The following is a 24612-nucleotide window of genomic DNA, read 5'->3' on the forward strand; positions in this document are numbered from 1 at the left end:
TTATTGTGGCGGATACTTGCTAAATATCTTATCAACAACTGCCTGTAGCTTTTCCGATTTTTCTTGAGGTGTATCTCCTTCACGAAACGGACTCTCGCTAATGGCTTGCCAGATAAGCATATCTTTGTTACTGTCAACAAAATCTATCTGTAGCTGCCTTGTCATTTTTGGACCGCCTACGGGAATACCAATGGACACTCCCCCACCAATACCACGGTTACCACCACCAAGTCCTACACCAACATTACTGCCACTAGCCTGATCTCTGTAAACAGTGCTTTTAATATTAATGAACATATCTGGTTCTTCTGCGAACATAAAACCTTTTTCACCTAAGGTAGCATCTAAAGCATCCATCAATCTTTTTTCGTCCAATTCACTTAGCCCGGTCTCCATATCACTAAAATAGTTATATGTAGCATAAGACGTAAAATCGGTTTGGTCATCATAATCATAATTGACCCTTGCCGCACCGCAAGAAGCCAAAACGACCAAGACCATACTAAGAAGAAAAGTTCTCATATAAATGTATTTTCTTAAAATTAAAGAAATTAAAAGATTATTATATGATTTTATAAAGGTATTCGACTAAATGTGAACCCAAAAAAGGCCTTAGTGACCTTATCTCTGCAAAAAATGTTATTCATCTTCCTTTTTATCTACGGATTTTGTTAAGGCAGAAGAAATAATTCCTGTAGGAATAGCTACGATACCTAGACCGATCATGAGAATAAAGAACGTAAATACCTTACCGCCTACCGTAATAGGGTAAACATCTCCATACCCCACAGTTGTAAGTGTTATTATTGCCCACCAAAGACTGTCAAAAATTGAAGAAAAATTTTCTGGTTGCACTTCATTTTCAAAATAGTAGATACCAACGGCAGAAAAGTAAATTAAAATCAGCGTGACTATTAGGAACAGTAATATCTCTTCTTTTGCTAATGCTATAGCCTTTGTAAAATGGTTAATGGCCCTATTGTACCGCATTAATTTTAAAATACGGAACAATCTTAAAAACCTAAGTGCCCTTAATGATCTTAAATCTATACCCAATGCCAAATAAAAAGGGAGTATGGCCAATAAATCAATAATACCATAAAAGCTGAAAACAAATTTTAATTTGTGATCGGCCACATAAATTCTCAGTAAATATTCTATTGAAAAAACGAGTACACAAAAAACCTCTATTATTCTTAATATTTTTCGGGTTGAGGTATCTAAATCTGGAATAGTCTCATAAGAAAAGGAGATAATGGAAATAAATATTAAAGCTTGTATAAAATAGGCAAATACCCTGCTCTCTCTATTATCATTAATTTCAACAATATTTTTGAGATACTGTTTCATTAACCATTATTCTGCATTAAGCATTGCCCAAAGCTTATCCTTTAATTCTTGGATTCCCATTTGCGCAACAGAGGATATAAACATGAACGGAGTTCCGTTTAACTCTTTGTTGAGTTCTTCTCGCATTTCATCCATTAATTCGTCATCTAGCATATCGCTTTTAGAAATGCAGATAAGACGTTCCTTATCTAACAGCTCTGGATTGTAACGGCGCAATTCATCCAATAAAATCTCATATTCCTTGCTAATATCCTTACTATCTGCCGGAATTAAAAACAACAAATTGGCATTACGCTCTATATGTCTTAAAAAGTAGTGGCCCAAACCTTTACCTTCTGCAGCACCTTCTATAATACCAGGTATATCTGCCATTACAAAACTCTTAAAGTCCCTGTACTCAACAATACCCAAATTCGGTTTCAAGGTTGTAAACTCGTAATCTGCAATTTTGGGTTTTGCAGAAGTAATAACGGATAATAAAGTAGACTTCCCAGCATTTGGGAAACCAACCAGACCAACATCTGCCAAAACTTTAAGCTCTAACAAAAACTCACCCTCAAGACCGTCCATACCAGGTTGTGCATATCTTGGTGTTTGATTGGTAGATGTTCTAAAATGCCAATTACCACGACCACCCATACCACCTTTAAGTAGAATTCTTTCTTCACCATGCTCGGTAATTTCAAAAAGAACCTCTTTGGTCTCAAAATCTTTAACTACAGTACCTAACGGCACATCTAAATACACATCTTCACCATCTGCCCCGGTACTACGGCTTTTACTACCGTGAGCACCATGACCAGCTTTAAAATGCTTTTTGTATTTAAAATTGATCAAGGTCCACAAGTTTTCGTTTCCACGAACAATTATATGTCCGCCACGACCACCATCACCACCATCAGGACCACCTTTGGTAATAAATTTTTCACGATGCAAATGCACAGATCCCTTGCCCCCTTTACCAGAAGTCAAACCCACTTTTACGTAGTCTACAAAATTACCTTCGGTCATTTTAATTCTTTCAGTTCAACCAATTACATCAAACAAATTGATATAAAAAAATCGATGTTATTTTAAGCCTTCGATTACATCGGTAAGGCGTTCGGTAATTTCCGCAATAGTACCAATACCGTTAACACTATGAAACTTGTTTTGCGCCTCATAAAATTCCTTTACAGGCGTAGTTTTAGCATTATACTCGTCAAAACGATTTCTAATCTTGGCCACATCTTGATCATCTGTTCTTCCACTAACCTTACCTCTCTCTAAAAGACGATCAATTAAAATTTCGTCATTGGCCTCTAAAGCAATAGTTGCGTTGATACCCATGTCTTTGGACTCCAAGAAATTATCCAAAGCTTCTGCTTGTGCAGCCGTTCTTGGAAATCCGTCAAAAATAAAGCCGTCTGCATCTGCATTTTTCTCTACCTCTTCTTGCAACATTTTAATAGTTACCTCATCTGGCACTAACTCTCCCTTATCAATATATGATTTGGCCAAAGTACCTAACTCGGTTCCGTTTTTGATATTGAATCTAAAAACATCTCCCGTAGAAATATGCTTTAAATTATATTTCTCTTTTAAGAATTGTGCTTGTGTGCCCTTGCCGGCTCCTGGCTTACCAAAGAGTACAAGATTAATCATATGTTTCTGGTTTAATTGGTATACTTCTTTTAAATTTCTTCCCTGTTCCTTATAATCCAGACCGTAACCGACAATAAAATTATCAGGAATGGCCAAGCCAAAATAATCTATGGCATATTCGCCCTTGTACACATCTGGTTTATAAAAAAGACTGGCTATTTTAAATTCTTTGACCTTTGTTTTTGAAAATAAATGCACCAATTTCTGCAAGGTACGCCCTGTATCAATAATATCTTCTAAAATAATGACGCTGCGCCCCTCAATATTTTCAGGTACATCCAACAATGTTTCAACGATACCCGTAGATGTTAGACCTTGGTAAGAACTAAGCCTAACAAATGAAACTTCGCACGGGTGCTGGTAGGCTTTCATTAAGTCTGACACAAACATAAAAGACCCGTTCAACACACCAACAAAAATGGGTGTTTCATCTTTATAATCTACAGCAATCTTATCGGCAACCGTTTTTACCGCCTGCAAAATTTCAGATTCGCTGAGATAAGGTTTAAAAAACTTGTCGTGAATTTGTATCAATTTTCATAAATTATCAAGGTTTGCAAAGATAAGCTATTGCCTTGTGTTTTTGAATAGAAAGGAATTGGTTTCTAAGATTTAACCGTATTTTTGTAGTACTTAAGGCATTTTTCATCTGCCAAAAGCAATAATTATATGGATTATTTTTCTTCAGGTTTTAAATTAGGCATTTTAGGTGGTGGGCAACTAGGTAAAATGATGTTGTACGAAACCCGTAAATGGGATATTTACACTAAAGTTTTAGACGGTTCTTCTGAAGCACCAAGTAGAATGGCCTGTAACGAGTTTGTTCAAGGAAGCCTATTGGATTTTGATACCGTTTACAATTTTGGTAAAGATGTAGATGTGTTGACCATTGAAATTGAAAACGTAAACCTTGATGCGCTAGAGAAGTTAGAGGATGAAGGCGTAAAAGTATTTCCACAGCCAAAAGCCTTGCGTATCATACAGAACAAAGCGAAACAAAAGTTATTCTACGTAGACAATGAAATACCTACCGCAGATTTTAATCGTTTTGCCTACTCAAGCGAAATAAAGGATAGTATAACCAATGGCGGATTAGAATTTCCTTTTGTTTGGAAAGTAGCACAGTTTGGTTATGACGGTCAAGGGGTTAAAGTAATCAGAAGCATGGCCGACCTTGAAGGGTTGCCGGCCGGTGAATGCATTGCCGAAAGCATGATTCCATTTAAAAATGAGTTGGCGGTAATCGTATCTAGAAATGCAAAAGGGGAAATTAAGACCTACCCTGTGGTAGAGATGGAATTTCACCCAGAGGCCAATCAGGTAGAATATGTAATCTGCCCCGCTCGTATTAAAGATGAAGTAGCTGAAAAAGCAAGGGCCTTAGCGTTAAAAGTAGCGGATAAAATAGGACTTACCGGGTTGTTGGCCGTAGAAATGTTCCAAACTGAAGATGATGATATATTGGTAAACGAAGTAGCACCAAGACCGCATAACAGCGGCCACTATAGCATAGAAGCTAGTTACACCAACCAATTTGAGCAACATATTAGAAGTATTTTAGGGCTACCGCTAGGTAACACTGACAGCAAAGTTGCGGGTGTCATGGTAAATTTAGTTGGTGCAGAAAATCACATAGGTGATGTGGTTTATAAAAATATAGAGGAAATTTTAGCGATGGAAAATGTTACTCCACATATATACGGAAAGGCACAAACAAGGCCATTTCGAAAAATGGGCCATGTTACCATTGTAAATAATGATTTGGGCAAAGCGAGAGCGATAGCCGAAAAGGTAAAGTTAACAATTCAAGTGATTTCAAAATAATAAACATGAGTAAAGTAGCCGTAGTAATGGGTAGCACTAGTGATATGCCCGTAATGCAAGACGCCATAGATATTTTAAAAGGTTTTGATATAGAGGTAGATGTAGATATCGTCTCTGCGCATAGAACACCGGAAAAATTATTCGATTTCAGTAAGAATGCACATACTAACGGATATTCTGTAATTATTGCAGGTGCAGGTGGTGCAGCACATTTACCTGGTATGGTAGCTTCAATGTCACCCTTACCAGTTATCGGCGTGCCCGTAAAAAGTAGTAATTCAATAGATGGATGGGATTCTGTTCTTTCTATTCTTCAAATGCCAGGTGGCGTACCAGTTGCTACCGTTGCACTTAATGGAGCAAAAAATGCCGGAATTTTGGCAGCACAAATTATAGGCAGTTCAGACAAATGTGTTTTAGACAAGATTATTTTATACAAAGAAGGTTTAAAGCAAAAAGTAATAGATGGCGCAAAGGCTGTAAACGGTAAATAGTTAGTAAACAACCTGGGAACAAGCCGTGAAGCATTGAATTGAAAATTTTATTTAGATTTCGACTGAAACGTCGGAGCATTTAAATCTCGATTATCGAGTTAAACTAATTTTAATTTATTTGAGTGGTCTTGAATTTGACACTTGAAATTGAACTTGACATATGAATCCATTATTATCTCCATTTGATACTGCTCCTTTTTCCCAGATTAAAAATGAGCATTTTAAACCTGCATTTTTACAATCAATAGAAGATGCAAGAGCAGAAATAGACACCATTACAGAAAATACAGATGCCCCAACATTTGAAAATACCATTGAAGCCTTAGAATTTTCGGGTCAGCAATTAGACCGAATTTCAAGTGTTTTTTTCAATTTGAATTCCGCTGAAACCAATGAGGAAATTCAGAAAATAGCACAGGAAATTTCTCCGTTACTTTCAGAATTTGGTAATGACATAACATTGAACGAAGCACTTTTTAAAAGAGTAAAAGCAGTTTATGACCAAAAGGATGATTTGGACCTTACGGTTGAGCAAAACACTCTTTTAGATAAGAAATACAAGAGTTTTAGCCGAAACGGAGCTAATTTATCCGAAGAAAAAAAGAAACGATTACGTGAAATAGATACAAAACTGGCTAAATTGAAATTGACTTTTGGCGAAAACGTACTTGCCGAAACCAATAAATACCAATTGCATCTTACAGATGAGTCCGACTTGGACGGTTTACCAGAAGGAGCAAAAGAAGCTGCCGCACAGCTAGCACTATCTAAAGGAAAAGAAGATGGCTGGATGATTACTTTAGATTACCCCAGTTATATTCCGTTTATGAAGTATGCCAAAAACCGTGCGTTACGCAAAGAGCTTTCATTGGCTTTTGGTAGCAAAGGTTTTCATAATGATGAATTGGACAATCAAGAAAACGTACTGGAAATTGCCAAATTACGCTTTGAGAGAGCCAACTTATTAGGTTATAAAACGCATGCCAATTTTGTTTTGGAAGAGCGCATGGCAGAAACTCCTGAAAAAGTACATTCCTTTCTAAACGAATTACTTGAAAAAGCGAAACCAGCTGCAGAACGTGAGTTCAAGCAATTAGAAGACTTCGCTAAAAAATTAGATGGTATAGACCGACTTGAAAAATGGGACAGCAGCTACTATTCCGAAAAACTAAAGCAAGAGTTATTCAACTTAGATGATGAAAAACTGAAACCCTATTTCAAATTGGAAAATGTTATAAACGGTGTTTTTAAAGTAGCGGAAAACTTATTCGATTTACAGTTTGAAGAAGTAAACAACATTGAGAAGTATCATGACGAAGTAAAAACATATAAGGTTTATGATGCAAACAAAAACTTCATTTCATTGTTCTATGCAGATTTTCACCCTAGAGCAGGAAAAAGAGGTGGCGCTTGGATGACTTCCTTTAAAAGCCAATGGAAGCGAAATGGAGAAAATGTGCGTCCGCACATATCCAACGTATGCAACTTTACTCCGTCAACTAAAAGCAAACCATCTTTATTGACTTTTAATGAGGTTACTACTTTGTTCCATGAATTTGGACACGGTTTGCACGGTATGTTGGCAAATACTACCTACCCTAGCCTGTCTGGTACATCTGTATTTTGGGATTTTGTAGAATTACCTAGTCAGGTTTTAGAAAATTGGTGTTATGAAAAAGAAGCATTAGAACTGTTTGCAAAGCATTACGAAACCGGAGAAACCATACCAATGGAACTGGTTGAAAAAATAAAGGAATCGGCAACCTTTCAAGAAGGTATGCAGACACTGCGACAGTTAAGTTTTGGGTTATTGGATATGTCTTGGCACGGTATTGACCCAACAAGCATTACCAATGTAAAAGCACACGAAGACGAAGCATTTAAAGACACCAGTCTTTACCCTGCAACTCCAGAAACTTGTATGAGCACCGCATTCTCACACATATTTCAAGGTGGATATTCATCTGGCTACTACAGCTACAAATGGGCTGAAGTGTTAGATGCAGATGCCTTTGCCTACTTTAAAGAAGAAGGAATTTTCAATAAGGAAGTCGCCACGAAATTTAAGGACAATGTACTTTCTCAAGGCGGTACAGAAAACCCAATGACACTTTACAAAAGGTTTAGAGGAGCAGAACCAAAAGTAGAAGCATTATTAGAGAGAGCGGGCTTATTACAATCTTAATATTTTACTTATAAACTAAAAAAGGGAGTCGATTTACATCGACTCCCTTTTTAATTATTAGTAGTAGTTGTGTATATAAAATCAATACAGATAATTGCTATCAATAAACTTCGTAACAAGATTTAAACGTTCTAAATATTCTGGTCTAGAACCTAATATTATTTTTTCTTTGGCCTCAAAAATAACTATGCCGTCAATATCGAATACTTCTGTTTTTACATATTCATTGTCTTTGGTAAGTTTAACATACTTTACCCTGTTATTATAATCATTTGTAGTTAACAAAATAGTGCCCGATAATAATTTTCCCATTTTTAAATTGGCCTTAAACTCTTGGTTCCCTTTTTCATCATATCTAATTACATCACCATCTATATAGTTGTTTTTTGACCGGTACTTAAGCCTTATAAAATCTGATTCAGGATAAAAAGAAACAGTCTCATCTTCTATTCCATTTACATATGTAGTTGCATTTTTACCATTTTCACCATAGGTTATACGTTTTACCAAGACACCTTTTTCGTAAGACTCTTCGTTAGCACCACGTTTAGAGTATGTATTTAGAAGTATTGTACCATTGTAAGGATTGCCATTCTTGTATTCAACTTTAGAAATCAATTTACCTTCGTCATTATAGTAAACTACATCTCCATCTAATATGTCATTTTTATAATTTTCAGTTTTCTTTAAAGCTTCATTATAACTATAATAATTAAACACACCTTCTCTTTTATCATTTACGAATTTACCCTGTTCTTTTATTTTGCCGGAATAATCATATTTAACATATTCACCATTGCGTTTACCTTGATTTATTACATACTTGGTTCTATCTGCGGTATTATAAGCTGTTCCTTTCCAAGGTTTGTTGTTTACATATTCAACACGGCCAAGTAACTCTCCTGTTTCATCGCTATAAAACGATTCACAACAAGTAATATCAAAATCATGTATTAAAATAGGTCTGCTTATGTTATAATCTACATTTCTCTGCATCTCATATCTTTTTGATGCTACCAGTCTGCCATTCTCATAACTTTTTATTAATTGTATTTCATTGGTATCAACAAAGAATTTATACATTTTACCTTCTTTGCTTTCATAATCAAAAACACCTAATTGTTCACCTTGGTCATTAAAAAACACACCTTTCACCTCCTTGTATTTAGAAAAAGTTATATCACTTTGCATTTTTCCATTACTATAAAAACGAACCTCCCTTATTTTATCATAACCGTTGTCACCGTATTCTTCAATTTTCTTAAAGGTCTTGTAAGTATCTTTGTCCACAAGACGTTTTCTATAATCTGTTCGCTTAACCAACACCCCTTCTTTATACTCACTTATACCTAAAACCTCACCCTTTTCTGCGCCTAAGGTAAACCGTTGTCCCTCCCAAGGAGTGCTATATCCGTTTTCAAACTTAATGTTTAGCTCGCCCAAAATATTGCCGTCAAAGTCATAATAAACCTCTTTAGTCTTATTCAACTTCTTTTGAGGCTTCTTGGTATCTCGGTAAAAAAAGACCTCTTCTACCAAATCTCCATTTTCATAAACTATAGTATGATAATTAGTAGTCTCTACACCATGAAAAGGTAAACCGTTTTTAAAGACCATTCTATGTATTTCCTTCCCGTTATCGTCAAAATTTACTTGCAAGGACTTGACGCCGTTTATAAATTGGGCAGACCTAGTTTTTTTATTAACGGCATTAAAAATTTCTTCTAGTTGAATTTCCCCATCAGTATAGGTAGTTATAGAACCTATTGCCCCACTGTAATCTTTAGTTTCACTTAATTGAAATTTTATAAGCGTACCATTCATTGGGCGTAAATAATCACCGTCTAGAGTATATTCTATTTTACCCAATAATGCCCCTTTTTTAGAATAATACTCTTTTGACCATTTATCATTGGTATTTACCTTTTCGCGTATTTGACCGTTACCATAATATGTTGCAGATGCTAGTTCTCGACCATATGGCAAATATCTTATTTGCCGAACTCTCATAGGATCGTAATAATAAAACACCTCAATCCCTTTAACATAACCATTTGATAGTAGCGTACGGTCACCAATTAACACCCCATCATCACCATAATACCTAGAATAGTAATTTCCTTTTATTGAAGTGCTAAAATTCTCATACCTAATTCCTTTTCTATCATTATCATAATACACTTGCAGCAATGAGTCTCCTTTTTTTTCTTGATAAAAATAGCCTTCACCATAATCAGAAACTATTGCACCTGAATTGAAATACCCGTTTACATAATTGGCAACCAATTTTTCATTTTCACTATAGCTTATAAACTTACCATGCAACCTACTATTTACATATGTTCCCTGCCTATAAGGTGTACCATCTTCATTATACCAAATAACCTCGCCTTCCCAAATATCTTTTTCTGCGCTTGAGGACATACCCCGCATTTGAACATTACCATTTATGTAATAATCTTCAATTTTATACAAAGCACCCACCTTTTTGACTTTGGGCCTAAAAAAAGAAGCATCCTCTTTGGGAACCACCTTCCACTTAGCGTTAAAGAAAATAGTATCGTTTTGTGAATAAGCCAAGTGTAAATTGCTGATTAAAAAAACACTTAATAGCAGTAGATGTTTAGAATTTAGAATTGAAAAAACACTTAGAACCCTTTTAAATTTATACATGGAATAGTTTAGAGAAAATTAATTGAACAACATGAAGACTAAATTAATTGTTTGTACTAGAATACAAAGTACAACCTATATAATAGTTACAGCAATTAAAGTTACAACCACATAAATCATAAAAAATTTAAAAAAGTAATGTTATTTTAATTCCAAAAAATTAAAAACTTACTGTGTCCCAAAAATTTAATAATTATCTTGTAGTCATATAGCTACAAATCTATTCTTTTTCGATTATTGCTTTTATTAGAGATTTTGTAGACAATCACCTAATACTTTAATAATGAGTAGAGAGGACGCTCTTTCGCCTGCAATACAAATTACAGAAACTTCCCGGAAAGTATCTCAACCAGGTATGTTCCAAATCAATTTAAAAACCAACACGGTTGATTGGAACAGCACCTTAAAGGAACTTCATGAAGTTTCTATAGATCACATTCCAAATATTACAAACTGCTATGGCAAGTGTAAAGCTGTTGATTCAAAAAATAAAATCTTACAATTACATAAACAAGCTATAGAAAACGGCACTCCGTTTGAACTGGATTACGAAATTATAACTGCCAAAGGAAATTCTCGCCCTTTACACCTATCTGCACAACCGGTATTAATTGATGGAGAATGCACCAGTGTATATGGAGTGGTTGAAGATAGGAGCGAGAATGACCATACAGACAGTAAAAATTTGCAAATAAAACTTCAACTGAACTATGCTGAAAAATTAGCAAAATCCGGATCTTGGAATTTGAATGTCGTTACCGGTGAATTGACTTGGTCAGATAATTTTTACGCTATTTTCAACCATAACAAAAACAACCCCATTTCTTATGAGATATACATTGGTTATGTTCATGAAGACGATAAACAGGCAGTAAGGGCTAAGTTTGATTTAGCGCTGAAAACCAATCAATTTCCAGAATTAAATTATAGAATTCAGTTAAAAGATGGTACCGTTAAAACATTATGCTCTACCGGTAAAGTTATTTGCAATGAAAAAGGAGAGGTTATCTCCATGCTGGGAACTTGCCAAGACATTTCAGAAAAGATTGCCATAAAGGAAAAAATTTCACAGACCAGCCATCAATTAAAATTAACGGAAAATATAAACGAAGCAGGTTCTTGGCAGTTAGATTTAAAAAAAGAAGAATTCAGTTGGACCGATAATCTCTATAGAATTTTTGAAATAGAGATCGGTACAAAAATGACTTTTGAGACATTACAAAACTATACTCATCCGGATGACTTAGAGCATCTCAAAGAAAAGTTCAATGAAATTCTGCTCAACAAAAAATCTCACAAGTTCTTACATAGAATTATTTTAGAAAATGGTTCGGTAAAAACGGTTCAGGTAGTGTCAGATGCGGTTACCGATACCAGCGGGCAGGTCATACAACTTATTGGTACTACCCAAGACATTTCCCATAAAGTCAACAAAGACCTAGAGTTGATACAAACACACCATCAACTAAGCCTAACGGAAGAAACCTCAAAAGCCGGCACATGGTCATGGAACCCATCTTCAGGTAAGTTTAAATGGTCAGAAAATCTATATGAAATTATGGATTTTGACAAAAACACCCCCATGAATTTCGATGTTTTGTATACACGCATACATCCTGAAGACAAGGACATTGTTAAAAAATCAATGCAATTTGTACAGGACACAAATACAAAATGTAAGTTCGTTCATAGAATTATAATCAAAGACGGTAGTGTAAGAACGCTAGAAATAGTTGCCGATATTATCTCTAATGACTTAAACAAGGAGAGGGAATTGATCGGTACTACTCGTGATATTACCAATACTATAGATATAGAACATGAATTAGTTCAAAAAGACCAATTGCTAGATTTTGCAGAGCACCTGACAACTATGGGTTATTGGAGATATAAACCTAGTGAAAACAGTGTTTTTTGGTCAAAGAATTTGTTTCAGATCTTTGAACAACCCATCATAGATAATCTGACGTTTGAAACATATTTTAACAAAGTCCACCCAAAAGATAAAGCCTTTGTCAAGAAAAAAGTAGCTCAATCTATAAATGACAACAAATTCTACAACTTTACCCATAGAATCCTGCTTAAAAACGGGACAACAAAAGTAATTCAGATTATTGGAAAGGTAACCGTTAACAAAACAGATGGCACACAAGAATTGTTGGGTACATGCTTAGATATTACAGAAGGTAACACAAAAGATTTAGAACTATCAGAAAAGAATTATCGTTTAAACGTTGCCGAAAAAATGGCTATGATCGGTTATTGGCAATGGAACACGCCAATCAACGAGGTTATTTGGTCAAATAACTTACATTCCATTTACGGACACAAAAAAGATGCCCCGCTAACTTTTGAGACTTATATCAATTATATTCATGAAGAAGATCGAGAGCAGATCGTCTCTAAACTGACGAGTGCCATGAAAGGGGGTGAATTTCCAAATTCAACATATAGAATTCAATTAAATGACGGCACCATTAAAATCATAAAATCATTAGGGAAAATTATACGTGATAGTGAAGGCCAAGTTTTGGAAATGACCGGTGTTTGTCAAGATATTACAGAAACAAAAACCAAAGAGTTAGAGTTATTGCAAAAAAACCAACAATTGAACATGGCGGAGCAAATGGCAATGCTTGGTTCTTGGGAATGGAAACCAAAAAAGAATATATACAAATGGTCAGATAACCTTTATAGAATATATGGGTTTGAATTAGGGTCAGAAATCAACATTGAACGTGCATTGGCCAGTGTTTATCCTCCAGACCTGGAAGATGTTAAAACATTGATCAAAGAAATTTTTGAAGGCAAAGAACACAAACATAGCTACTACCGTATTTTGCTACATACCGGAGAAATAAAAACTTTGGAAGTTAGACGGGAAATTTCAAAAGATAATGAAGGCAATATAGAAATTATTGGTTCTACACAGGACATCACCGATCAAATCAAGGCAAAACAACTTATTCAAGAAAAAAATCATCTATTATCGGTATCTGAAGAAATGGCAACAATGGGCTCTTGGAAGTGGAACCCTACTACCGGCGTTTCCACTTGGTCAGATTACCTTTATAAAATTTATGGCTTTGAACTGAACACCCCAATGACTTTCGAAAAGTTTTTATCTAAAGTACATCCAGAAGATATAGATAGAACATATCAACATATTAACAACATTCTTGAAACGCATGAAAGCGGAAAAATTTTGTCATTTCGTATTATAAAAAATGATAATACAGTACGTTCTTTAGAATTGGTATCTGAAATCATAGAAAATCAAAACGGAGATATTGCCGAATTAATTGGTACAACACGTGATGTTACCGAAAAAATTGAGGCCAAGGAGAAAATTAAAGAAAAAAACCAATTACTATCTTATGCAGAAGAAATTGCCAAAATGGGTTCTTGGCATTTTGATCTACGTACAAATGAATTAAAATGGTCAGATAATCTTTATAAGATTTATAATCTGGAGGTGAGCTCACCAATGGATATGAATATTTTCTATTCTAAAATACATCCAGACGATTTGGAATATGTAAAAGACCGGGTTAAAAGATATACAGAGGGAGACGAAAGTACAAAACCAATCCTTTTTCGCATAGTCTTACATAATGGCAACGTTCTTTCTATAGAATCAATAGCCGGTATTACCAAAAACCATAGCGGAGAAGTAGTCGTAATAGCAGGAACTGCACAAGACATTACAGAACGTTTAAAAATAGAAAAAGATTTACTAGAAAAAAATCAACTGTTGAATTTTGCCGAACAATTATCTAGTATAGGTCATTGGAAATGGGATATTGTAAAAGATGTAATGAACAAATCTGAAAATTTATTGAAAATTTTAGATTTTGAACAGGGGACAAAACCAGATTTTAGTACGTATTTACAGAAAGTGCATCCCGCCGATCGCGAGAAGGTTATTGAAATGAGTCAAAAAATTATTGAGACCAAAAAGTTCAATACCTTCCATCACAGAATTATAAAAAACGACAACTCTATAAGAACCATTAAAATAATTGGTGAGGTTATACTAGATGTTGATGATAATGTTATTGAGCTAATAGGATCAAGCCAAGATATAACGGAACAGATTGAGGCACAACAAAAAATACTGGACACGAATAGAAGTTTAGAAAAATCCACTATCATCTTAACTTCAAAAAACAAGCAGCTTGCCGAATTCAACCATATTACTTCACATAACCTGCGTTCACCGGTAAGCAATTTAAATGCCCTATTGGCATTGTACAAAAAAACCAAGAACGAGCAAACAAAACAAGAGGTCTTTGAAAAGTTTGAAATTGTAATTGAACATTTGTCAGAAACATTAAATGCGCTAATAGAGACAATTACCATTAAGCATAATGCAGCAGCAGTAACAGAAGAAATCTCATTTGAACAAATGCTACTTAAAACCAAAAATGTTTTAGCGGCAGAAATGATAGAAACAGGTGCCAAAATTACAAGTGATTTTACAAATGCCGAAAATGTAAAATACAATCCTATCTATTTAGAAAGTATTTTTCTTAATTTAGTTAGTAATTCTTTAAAGTACAGATCACTAGAAAGAGTTCCCGAAATTTTTATATCATCAAAAAAAGTGAATGGAAGAGTACTTTTAGAGTTTAAGGATAATGGATCAGGTATAGATATGAACATGCACGGGAGCAAAATTTTTGGACTCAATAAAGTTTTTCATAAACATCCGGAAGCAAAAGGTGTAGGTCTATTTTTGACAAAAGCACAGATAACATCTATGGGAGGTTCTATCTCTGTAGATAGTAAGGTAAATATTGGAACAACATTTTATATCACTTTAAACTAAACTAAAATGGATCATAGTATTAAGGTATGCGTAATAGATGATGATGAAGTTTTTCAATACACTATATTTCATACGTTGAACGCACACAGGTCAGTAAGTGAGATCATACCATTTACGGATGGTGCAGAAGCAATGAGTTTTTTCTCCAAAAACATAAATAACCATAACCAATTGCCCGATGTTGTTTTTTTGGATGTTAATATGCCGGTTATGGACGGTTATCGGTTTATGGACGAGTACATAAAATTACTACCTAAAACCAGTAAAAAAATTACCATTTACATCTTGTCATCTTCTGTAGACCTGGTAGATTTTGAAAAAACAAAAAATATAAAAGAAGTAACGGACTACATCGTTAAACCGATAAGGGACAACCAATTGACTAAAATTTTAGCAGAGTTGTAGTTTTTCCCAACCTACTCTTCTTGCAAATAAGCATCGTAACCACCTTCTAGATTAATTACGTTTTTAAAGCCTAACTCCTCTAACCTGGCTTGAGCTTTCAAACTTCTACCACCTTTTTTACAATACACATAAATTGTTTTGTTTTTATCTATGGATTGTACTTGCTGATTAAAGTCAGGGAAAAACCAATCAATATTTATAGCACCTTCTATTGCCCCCTCTTCAAATTCTACAGGAGTCCTAACATCTATTAAAACTTCTGAAGATTGTTGATAACCTGCAAATTCCATAATTGGCTTAGACGCTATCTGACCGATCACAAATTGGGCGCTCATCAACAATACACAAAACAGTAAAATCCTCATAATAACAGTGTTTATACCCAAAAGTAAATATAATAACCAAAATTCAATTACTTTTGAAGTGCAGAATATAAAATGGAAACAAACAACCTAAATCCAGACAAGTGGGTAGATCTCTATGCAGATTACCTATTTAATTATGCCATTACAAGGGTAAGCGATGCCGAAATTGCTAAAGATCTTGTTCAAGATACTTTTATCGCAGGTCTAAAATCGGCTAAAAATTTTAAGGGTGATGCAGCCGAACGTACTTGGTTAATAGCAATTCTAAAACGCAAGGTCATAGACCACTACCGCAAAATAAATTCAAAAAAAGGCAAAGCGGAAGTACGTATGAGCTATAGTTCACAGACCGATGCAGAAGGTGATTGGTTAGAAGAACGTATTGCGGACCCCAACAGTAATTTTGAAAACGATGCTATTGAAAACGAAGAATTAGGCCTGGCCATACAACTTTGTATTTCTAAATTACCAAAAAAGCAAGCCCAGGTTTTTACCATGAAAACTATTGAAGGAATGGAAACTGAAGATATTTGTAATGCTTTAGGTATTAATGCGTCTAACCTTTGGGTAATGATACATAGAGCCAGAACGGGCTTAATGGGTTGTTTAAATCAAAATTGGTTTTAGTTATGATGATTTCATGTGAAAAGGCGGCAAATATTTGCGACAAAGCTCAATACGAAGAAGCTTCGGGTTGGGATAAATTAAAATTAAAGTTTCACTTACTTATTTGTAAAACCTGTGCCAAGCACAGCAAAGACAATACAAAATTAACTTCTCTATGTAATCAGGCAAGATTAGCTGTTTTAACAGATGAAGAGAAAAAGAAGATGAAAGAAAATTTTACGAAAGCTAAATAATATACTTCTTGCTAAGTAAAAAAACCAACCACCAAAATAATGGAATTGCTTCTACCCAAAAAGATGAAAAATATCTTTTTTGATCTAATTCTGTTTTATACAGCATTACCATTAAAATAATAAATACAATCGTTTTAACCGCTATGTAATTTAAATCTACATCTAATTTTAAGAATGTAAGGGTATAGAAGAAAATTGCCCACAAATATCCGATTACTATTGTTCTTTTAAACCCTACCCTTTGGGGCAATGTTTTAAGTGCCACATTATCATACTTTAGATCCCTAATTTCAAAAGGCACCAGTAACACCAATACAAAGAAAAATCGTTGTAACGTTTCTACTTTTATATTCCAAGAAATTTCATTTAACACAGAAATACTTGGCAAAACTACTGTAGCACCAGCCCAAACTGCCGCAACTATTAATATTTTTAATCCACTAAAGCTTCTAAAATTTTTATGCCTGGGCAGTACGGGCAACGCATAAAGACCAGTAATCGCAGCCAAAACAAATAATGAAATTAAAACCTTTTCCGACAGAAAAAATAATTGATACGCTGCTACCAAAAGGCATCCTAGACTAAAAAATTGAATATTTTTTTGATACGTATTGGAAACAAGAATATACTTTTCTGCCTCTACACCAAATTTTATAAAATTATAACAGCTAATAGACCCAAAAAAGATAAAACAGTAAAGTTCAAAAGGTACGTTAATGTTTAAGGTAAGGGCCGTAACATGAACCAAGCTAAATATCGCCAAAGCGACATGAATACTAGCGTCAAGGTAAAAATCAAAAATCTTTTTGATCATGGTCATTAAACAAAAGTAGTTAAAGTGTTTATAACCTTTTGTTTTGGTTAAAAACTTTCAGAATATGGCCTTCTTACGACACTAAATTAAACACATAAAAGTGGTAATTTTACAAGATATATAACAATAGTATCTATGAAGACTGACGTGTTTGCTTTGCGCCATATCGGCATTAGGGAAGAAGATTTAAATACCATGTACAACACGGTTGGTGTTGAAAATCTGGAACAACTTATTTTTGAGACCATACCAGAACATATAAGACTTAAAGAACCCCTAAAATTAGACCCACCAATGAGTGAGCATAAATTTCTTGCTCATACAGAAGCTTTATCCAAAAAAAATAAAGTTTTTAGAACCTATATTGGATTAGGGTATCATGAAAGCTTAACACCGTCAGTAATAAAAAGGAACATTCTTGAAAACCCAGGATGGTATACTGCATATACGCCTTACCAAGCTGAAATAGCCCAGGGTAGATTAGAAGCTTTATTAAATTTTCAAACTATTGTTTCCGACCTAACTGGCATGACTTTGGCCAACGCTTCTTTACTTGATGAAAGTACGGCAGCCGCAGAAGCCATGACCATGTTATTTGATGTTAGAAGTCGTGAACAAAAAAAGAATTCTATTGCTAAATTCTTTGTTTCAGAAGAAATATTACCACAGACGTTGTCACTACTAAAAACACGTTCTATTCCATTAGGAATTGAATTGGTAATAGGAGACCATGAGGAATTCAATTTCAGCTCTGATTTTTATGGTGCACTTTTACAATATCCCGGTAAACATGGTCAAGTTTACGACTATGCCGCATTTGTAGCTAAAGCAAAAGACAATGATATTAAGGTAGCCGTAGCCGCGGATATTATGAGCTTAGTTTTATTGACACCACCTGGCGAATTTGGAGTGGATGTTGTTGTGGGTACAACACAACGTTTTGGTATTCCACTTGGCTATGGTGGGCCCCATGCTGCATTCTTTGCTACCAAAGAAGAGTTTAAAAGAAACATACCCGGCAGAATTATAGGGGTAACCAAGGATACCGATGGCAAGCCCGCTTTAAGAATGGCCTTACAGACCAGAGAGCAACATATTAAAAGGGACAAAGCAACTTCTAATATTTGTACCGCACAGGTATTGCTTGCCGTAATGGCAGGAATGTACGGTGTATACCATGGTCCTAAGGGATTAAAATACATAGCATCAAAAATTCATGCTACCGCAGTTACTTTGGTAGATGCCCTTGAAAATTTAGGTATTTACCAAACAAACTCAGCCTATTTCGATACCATAACGGTAAAAGCAGATGCTAAAAAAGTTCGCCCAATTGCAGAAGCAAATGAAGTGAATTTCTATTTTGTTGACAATGATACTATTTCTATTGCGGTCAATGAAGCTACTTCATTAAACGACCTAAACCAGATTGTATCCATATTCGCTGAAGCACTTGATAAAACCTCGTCAGAAATAACAAGTTTATTAAGCGCTACTTCAATTCCAAGTAATGTGCAGCGCACAAGTTCTTTTATGGAAAACAAGGTATTTAATTCATATCATTCAGAGACTGAATTAATGCGTTACATCAAGAAACTTGAACGTAAAGATCTAGCCTTAAACCACAGTATGATTTCTTTGGGAAGTTGTACTATGAAATTAAATGCCGCCAGTGAAATGCTTCCACTAAGTTCATCTAACTGGGGCAATATTCACCCATTTGTACCAGTAGAACAAGCTGAAGGGTACCAAACAATATTAAGAGAACTTGCAAAAGACCTTTCGGTCATTACAGGTTTTGCAGATACTTCATTGCAACCTAACTCTGGTGCACAAGGTGAATATGCAGGGTTGATGGTTATTAGAGCATACCACGAATCTAGAGGAGACTCAGAAAGAAACATATGCTTGATCCCTTCTTCTGCGCATGGTACCAATCCCGCTTCCGCTGTAATGGCAGGAATGAAAGTTGTTGTAACCAAAACAGATGAAAAAGGAAATATAGATGTTGCAGATCTTGAGGAAAAAGCAAAATTACACTCAGATAAATTAGCTGCTTTGATGGTAACATACCCATCTACACATGGTGTATTTGAATCATCGATCAAACAGATTACAAAATTAATCCATGACCACGGCGGACAAGTCTATATGGATGGCGCAAATATGAACGCACAAGTAGGTTTAACAAACCCTGCAACTATTGGTGCAGACGTTTGTCACCTAAACCTTCACAAGACATTTGCCATTCCACACGGTGGTGGTGGCCCTGGGGTTGGCCCAATATGTGTTGCACCACAACTAGTACCGTTCTTACCAAGCAACCCGGTAATAAAAACAGGGGGAACCAATGCTATCACGGGCATATCAGCAGCACCTTGGGGAAGCTCATTGGTCTGCCTAATTTCTTATGGGTATATTAAGATGCTAGGAGAACAAGGTCTAACCCAATCTACCAAGATTGCAATTTTGAACGCCAATTACATTAAACATAAATTAGAAGGCAAGTTCGATGTTCTTTATACCGGTGAAAAAGGAAGAGCTGCCCATGAAATGATTCTGGACTGCAGACCATTCAAGAAAAATGGAATTGAAGTTACGGACATTGCAAAACGACTAATGGATTATGGTTTTCACGCACCAACAGTTTCTTTTCCCGTAGCAGGGACCGTTATGATAGAACCTACAGAAAGTGAAAATCTTGCAGAATTAGACAGGTTCTGTGAAGCAATGATCTCTATTAGGGAAGAAATAGATGAATCTAATACAGACGAGCCAAACAATGTTCTAAAAAACGCTCCACATACTTTAGAAATGGCCACTACAGATGATTGGCAATTTCCATACTCAAGACAAAAAGCCACTTTTCCGTTGCCGTACATAGCAGAAAACAAATTTTGGCCTTCTGTCCGTAGAGTTGATGATGCATATGGAGACCGTAATTTAATTTGTACTTGCGCACCTATTGAAGCGTATATAGAAACAGAATAATGGCACAAACCCCATATATCAAAGCCTTTTCGACATTTCGAAAAGGCTTTTTTCATTTCTCCCTTTAAAATAAAATAGCTTGACCATCGTAAAATTTATTATGCATGCATAGAATATTTTTACAATTTGATTAAATTTCGGTTACAATTCAAAATTTAAAAATGAGCATTTCAATTACAGGAACAGGAAGTTATATTCCTGATTTAAAAATTTCTAACAAAGATTTTAATAAGCATAATTTTTTAAATTTAGACGGCACTTCTTTCAAACATAATAATGAGGTTATAATTGAGAAATTTAAGGCCATTACAGGTATTGAGGAAAGGAGATATGCCCCCAAAGAACATACGACTTCTAATTTGGCTTTTTTTGCCGCAGAGAAGGCTATCAAAAATGCTAATGTAGATAAAGAAACTATAGACTATATTATTGTAGCCCATAATTTTGGAGACCTAAAAGATGGCTATATACAAGGAGACACTTTACCAAGCCTGGCTACCAGGGTAAAACACCAATTACAGATAAAGAATCCTAAATGTGTTGCTTATGATTTAATTTTTGGCTGCCCAGGTTGGTTAGAAGGCATGATCCAGGCCAACGCGTTTATAAAAAGTGGCATAGCTAAAAAATGTTTGGTAATAGGCGCCGAAACCTTATCAAGAATCGTAGATGATTTTGACCGTGATTCTATGATCTATTCAGATGGCGCAGGCGCGGCAATTGTAGAAGAATCAAGTGACGGAGGCGAAATTATAGCACACGAGTCTGCTACGTTTGCGAACGACGAAGCAAACTTTCTGTTTTTTGGTGAATCCTATAACAAAGAGGACGACAAAAAAGCGTATTACATAAAAATGTTCGGTAGAAAAATATATGAATTTGCCGTTACCAATGTACCGCCCGCTATGGCTTCATGCCTAGATAAAAGTGGCGTTAAAATTGATGAAGTAAAGAAAATATTTATTCACCAAGCAAATGAAAAGATGGATGAGGCGATAGTAAAACGCTTCTACAAAATATATGGTAAAGAAATGCCCAAAGGCGTTATGCCAATGAGTATATCCAAGTTGGGCAACAGCTCTGTTGCAACCATACCTACATTATTTGACCTAGTGAAGGAAGGTAAATTGGAAAATCAGGAAGTTAAAAAGGGAGATGTTGTTATCTTTGCTAGTGTTGGCGCCGGAATGAACGTCAATGCAATGGTATACAGAATCTAAACATGTACGAGAACACTTTTCCGAGCAAACGCTATAAGAATACATTACAATTTTTACGTAAACATATAAACACTAATGAGTCTATTTTAGATTTAGGAGTGGAAAATCCGTTTACAAAAATAATGCGGCAAGATGGTTACCAAGTAACCAATACCAACGGAGAAGATTTGGATTTTGATTTTAGTGCCGTAACAAATACGGACGCAGAAGTAATAACGGCATTTGAAATATTTGAACATCTATTAGCTCCGCTTCACCTTTTATCCAACACAAAATCTAAAAAGCTTGTAGCAAGTATTCCATTGAAACTTTGGTTTTCGCCTGCTTACAGAAGCAAAACCGATAAGTGGGATAGGCACTATCATGAATTTGAAGATTGGCAATTTAATTGGCTTCTGGAGAAAGCTGGTTGGGAGATACAAGATTCAATGAAATGGACGAATCCCGTAAAGCAAATTGGCTTTAGACCAATTTTAAGATTATTTACCCCTAGATATTATATTGTTTACGCGACCAGAAAATAAGAGACTATATTCAAAATGGATTACTACATAGTTATTCCTATACACAACGAAGAGGCTTTTTTAAAAAGTACTTTAGACTCTATTTTACAACAGACATTAGCCCCTAAAAAAGTTGTTCTAGTTAATGATAATTCTACAGACGACACTGAAAACATCATAAACTACTACTGTACAACAAACAGTCTGTTTCAAAAGCTGAACACAACTTCGTCTACACAACACATGCCGGGTAGCAAAGTCATTAATGCGTTTAATAAGGGATTAGAGTTATTAGATGAGCATTATGATGTTATCGTAAAACTAGATGCAGATGTTATTTTACCTTCTAATTATTTTAAAGTAATATGTTCGCATTATCAACAAAATAAGAATTTAGGTATTTGTGGCGGATTCATTTATGAGCAAAATAATGCTGGAGAATGGATATTGAACCACCCAATGGATAAAGACCATGTACGAGGAGCCATTAAAGCCTATTCTAAAGCTTGTTTTAAAGCCATAGGAGGATTGAAGAACGCAATGGGATGGGATACTGTAGATGAGCTCTTAGCAAGGTTTCATGGCTTTTCTACATATACCGAAGAAAACCTTCATGTAAAGCATTTAAGACCTACTGGAAAAGGATATAACGCAAGAGCAAAAAAACTACAAGGAAAGGCAATGTATACTATGCGATATGGATTTGCAATTACATGTATAGCTTCCTTAAAAATGGCGATGAAAAATAAATCCATAAAGTCTTTTTGGAACAATATGCTTGGTTATACACAGGCCGTATTGAACGGCAAAGCATATTTAGTTACTAAAGAAGAGGGTAAATTTATAAGAAACCTACGATGGACGAATATTAAGAGAAAAATAATAGCATAAAAAAAAGCCATCTGATAGATGGCTTTTTTTTATAATATGAGGCATCTATTAGAAACCTAATTGTTTTTTAACATCTGCCAAAAGGTCTTTTCCTTTCGCAACGATCAAACCGCCACCAGCTTGCGCATCGATAACGTAATCAAATCCTTGTGCTGCTGCAACTTGTTCTATTGCCGCCTTAGCTTTTTCAGAAATTGGAGCGAACAACTCAGCTTGTTTCTTTTGAAATTCTTGTTGTGCTCTTTGCTGGGCCTCACCAATATTCTTCTCGTAACCTTGTAACTCTATCGATCTTTTTTCGTTTTCTTCCTTAGATTTCGTAGCAGCTTCATTTGAGTATTGTGTATACTTATTACGCAATTCCGTCATTGAACCTTCGATATCCGCATTGTACGTTTCTTGTAACTTTTTAAGCTCTGCTTCTGCAGCTTTCATCTCTGGCATTGCAGATAATAATTGAGTAACATCTATATGAGCTACTTTACTTTGGGCATTTACAAAACTTGTCGTTGCTACGAACAACAATAAGGCTACCACAATTTGTTTTACTTGTTTCATGAGTGTAATTTTAATTCAATTTTAAGTGTTAATTTACGGTCTATAGACCTATTTAAATAGTACCGTTATCATCTTTTTCGGTATCGCTATTTTCTTCTTTTTTATTTTCGCTTCTGTCTTTTAACTTTTCCTGTCTCTTGGCTTCTCTTTCCTCCAATAACTTTTTTCTTCTTTCTTCGTAAGCCTTCTTTCTTTCCTCGCGCAACTTTAGTTGCTCCGCTTTGGCATCAGCTGCACTTTTCTCCCTTGTCTCAGCAGCTTGTGCCGCTTTATCCAAACGCTCTTGTAAAGCCTCACTTACCACTTCTTCTTCCTCTTCACCTTCAAAATCATCTAATCTACTACGATCATCCGACTTTTTGGTGGGTTTACTAATTTTTCTTGTTCTAGCAATACCTCTTAGCACCAAATCACTAATATCGTGTCTTTTTTCGGAATACAACATTACAACATCCGCAGATTTATCAAAAATAAAATCATACTTTTTATTCGTGCCAATTTTCTGAACCTCATTGAACACTTGATCTTGTATAGGCTGTATCAACCTTCTTTTTTGCAACACTAAATCTCCTTGTGGTCCAAAACGATCTTGTTGGTATTCGATCATCTCACGTTCCAAAATTTGAATCTCCTCTTCGCGCTCCGCTATAAGTTCTGGAGTTAACAGTACTTTCTCTGCCATCAAATCTTTCTTCATCTGCTCTACCACACTTTGCTTCTGCTCCACTTCAATCTTCCAACGTTGTACTTTAGTTTCTAATTGCTGCGTAGCTTCTCTATACTCATCTACATTCTGTAATATGTACTCCATATCTACATATGCCATTCTTACCCCTCTTTGGGCAAAACCCTGAACAGTCATGAAGATGACCGAAACTATAAATAGAACTCTTGTTTTTGTACTCATTGTTAATGTCGTTTAATCCTATAGAAAATATCGTGCCAAAATTACTAAATCTATCATAATTAAAGGATTAGCATAAAGCACGAGTATAATAATTCAATGA

At 35.2% G+C, this 24612-nt stretch carries 20 protein-coding genes; 11 read left to right on the forward strand and 9 right to left on the reverse strand.

Annotated elements, in window-relative coordinates; genetic code table 11:
* The 4 genes from QZ657_RS08360 to QZ657_RS08375 form a co-directional block, all read right to left on the reverse strand.
* Complete coding sequence (locus QZ657_RS08360; protein ID WP_291966218.1) at positions 1-522, reverse strand: DUF4136 domain-containing protein; 522 nt, start codon at positions 520-522, stop codon at positions 1-3.
* Between the two features lie 117 nt (positions 523-639).
* On the reverse strand, positions 640-1350 hold the full coding sequence (locus QZ657_RS08365) for an ion transporter (protein ID WP_291966220.1): 711 nt from the start codon (positions 1348-1350) through the stop codon (positions 640-642).
* A gap of 6 nt (positions 1351-1356) precedes the next feature.
* Positions 1357-2361, reverse strand: coding sequence for a GTPase ObgE (obgE, locus tag QZ657_RS08370; protein WP_276471627.1), 1005 nt, complete (start codon positions 2359-2361; stop codon positions 1357-1359).
* Positions 2362-2418: 57 nt separating this feature from the next.
* Positions 2419-3528 carry an adenylate kinase gene (locus QZ657_RS08375; RefSeq protein ID WP_276471626.1) on the reverse strand — a complete coding sequence of 370 codons (1110 nt, stop codon included), beginning with the start codon at positions 3526-3528 and terminating at the stop codon, positions 2419-2421.
* A 135-nt stretch (positions 3529-3663) separates the two neighbouring features.
* On the opposite strand from QZ657_RS08375, the gene QZ657_RS08380 reads away from it, so the two are divergent.
* The 3 genes from QZ657_RS08380 to QZ657_RS08390 all read left to right on the forward strand — a co-directional run bounded on the left by QZ657_RS08380 (position 3664) and on the right by QZ657_RS08390 (position 7497).
* Positions 3664-4818 (forward strand): 5-(carboxyamino)imidazole ribonucleotide synthase, encoded by a 1155-nt coding sequence (locus QZ657_RS08380; RefSeq protein WP_291966222.1) that lies wholly within the window; start codon positions 3664-3666, stop codon positions 4816-4818.
* A 5-nt stretch (positions 4819-4823) separates the two neighbouring features.
* Positions 4824-5312 (forward strand): 5-(carboxyamino)imidazole ribonucleotide mutase, encoded by a 489-nt coding sequence (gene purE / locus QZ657_RS08385; RefSeq protein ID WP_099189691.1) that lies wholly within the window; start codon positions 4824-4826, stop codon positions 5310-5312.
* A gap of 160 nt (positions 5313-5472) precedes the next feature.
* On the forward strand, positions 5473-7497 hold the full coding sequence (locus QZ657_RS08390) for a M3 family metallopeptidase (protein WP_291966225.1): 2025 nt from the start codon (positions 5473-5475) through the stop codon (positions 7495-7497).
* An 81-nt stretch (positions 7498-7578) separates the two neighbouring features.
* On the opposite strand, the gene QZ657_RS08395 is transcribed toward QZ657_RS08390, so the two are convergent.
* A complete protein-coding gene (locus tag QZ657_RS08395) occupies positions 7579-10077 on the reverse strand; it encodes a toxin-antitoxin system YwqK family antitoxin (RefSeq protein WP_291966227.1) in 2499 nt (832 codons plus the stop codon).
* Positions 10078-10453: 376 nt separating this feature from the next.
* Between QZ657_RS08395 and QZ657_RS08400 the strand changes: the two genes are divergently transcribed.
* Positions 10454-15001, forward strand: a complete 4548-nt coding sequence (locus QZ657_RS08400; RefSeq protein WP_291966229.1) for a PAS domain-containing protein — start codon at positions 10454-10456, stop codon at positions 14999-15001.
* A 6-nt stretch (positions 15002-15007) separates the two neighbouring features.
* Complete coding sequence (locus QZ657_RS08405; RefSeq protein ID WP_276471621.1) at positions 15008-15406, forward strand: response regulator; 399 nt, start codon at positions 15008-15010, stop codon at positions 15404-15406.
* A gap of 11 nt (positions 15407-15417) precedes the next feature.
* On the opposite strand, the gene QZ657_RS08410 is transcribed toward QZ657_RS08405, so the two are convergent.
* Positions 15418-15771, reverse strand: a complete 354-nt coding sequence (locus QZ657_RS08410; protein ID WP_291959970.1) for a rhodanese-like domain-containing protein — start codon at positions 15769-15771, stop codon at positions 15418-15420.
* Positions 15772-15843: 72 nt separating this feature from the next.
* Here QZ657_RS08410 and QZ657_RS08415 point away from each other — a divergent pair, with 72 nt between their 5' ends.
* Together QZ657_RS08415 and QZ657_RS08420 are read left to right on the forward strand one after the other, a co-directional pair.
* Positions 15844-16398: a sigma-70 family RNA polymerase sigma factor gene (locus tag QZ657_RS08415; protein ID WP_276471619.1), complete on the forward strand. Its 555-nt coding sequence runs from the start codon at positions 15844-15846 to the stop codon at positions 16396-16398.
* A 2-nt stretch (positions 16399-16400) separates the two neighbouring features.
* Positions 16401-16631 carry a hypothetical protein gene (locus QZ657_RS08420; RefSeq protein WP_338089453.1) on the forward strand — a complete coding sequence of 77 codons (231 nt, stop codon included), beginning with the start codon at positions 16401-16403 and terminating at the stop codon, positions 16629-16631.
* Here QZ657_RS08420 and QZ657_RS08425 read toward each other — a convergent pair.
* The gene (locus QZ657_RS08425) at positions 16624-17445 is read right to left on the reverse strand and encodes a hypothetical protein (protein ID WP_291966232.1); all 822 of its coding nucleotides are present in this window, start codon (positions 17443-17445) and stop codon (positions 16624-16626) included. The two genes, QZ657_RS08420 and QZ657_RS08425, sit on opposite strands and share 8 nt — an antisense overlap.
* Positions 17446-17580: 135 nt before the next feature.
* Here QZ657_RS08425 and gcvP point away from each other — a divergent pair, with 135 nt between their 5' ends.
* The 4 genes from gcvP (at position 17581) to QZ657_RS08445 (ending at position 23047) form a co-directional block, all read left to right on the forward strand.
* Positions 17581-20433 (forward strand): aminomethyl-transferring glycine dehydrogenase, encoded by a 2853-nt coding sequence (gene gcvP, locus QZ657_RS08430; protein WP_291966234.1) that lies wholly within the window; start codon positions 17581-17583, stop codon positions 20431-20433.
* A gap of 161 nt (positions 20434-20594) precedes the next feature.
* Positions 20595-21653: a 3-oxoacyl-ACP synthase III family protein gene (locus tag QZ657_RS08435; RefSeq protein WP_291966236.1), complete on the forward strand. Its 1059-nt coding sequence runs from the start codon at positions 20595-20597 to the stop codon at positions 21651-21653.
* Positions 21654-21655: 2 nt separating this feature from the next.
* Complete coding sequence (locus QZ657_RS08440; protein WP_291966238.1) at positions 21656-22177, forward strand: methyltransferase; 522 nt, start codon at positions 21656-21658, stop codon at positions 22175-22177.
* 15 nt (positions 22178-22192) lie between these two features.
* Entirely contained in the window at positions 22193-23047 is an 855-nt protein-coding gene (locus QZ657_RS08445) for a glycosyltransferase (protein ID WP_291966240.1), read from the forward strand.
* Positions 23048-23095: 48 nt separating this feature from the next.
* On the opposite strand, the gene QZ657_RS08450 is transcribed toward QZ657_RS08445, so the two are convergent.
* Together QZ657_RS08450 and QZ657_RS08455 are read right to left on the reverse strand one after the other, a co-directional pair.
* Entirely contained in the window at positions 23096-23605 is a 510-nt protein-coding gene (locus QZ657_RS08450) for an OmpH family outer membrane protein (protein WP_291966242.1), read from the reverse strand.
* Positions 23606-23657: 52 nt separating this feature from the next.
* A complete protein-coding gene (locus QZ657_RS08455) occupies positions 23658-24512 on the reverse strand; it encodes an OmpH family outer membrane protein (protein ID WP_291966244.1) in 855 nt (284 codons plus the stop codon).
* Between the last annotated feature and the right edge of the window lie 100 nt (positions 24513-24612).

The organism is Maribacter sp., assembly GCA_020629415.1.
In the GTDB taxonomy this organism is placed as follows: Bacteria; Bacteroidota; Bacteroidia; order Flavobacteriales; family Flavobacteriaceae; genus Maribacter; species Maribacter huludaoensis.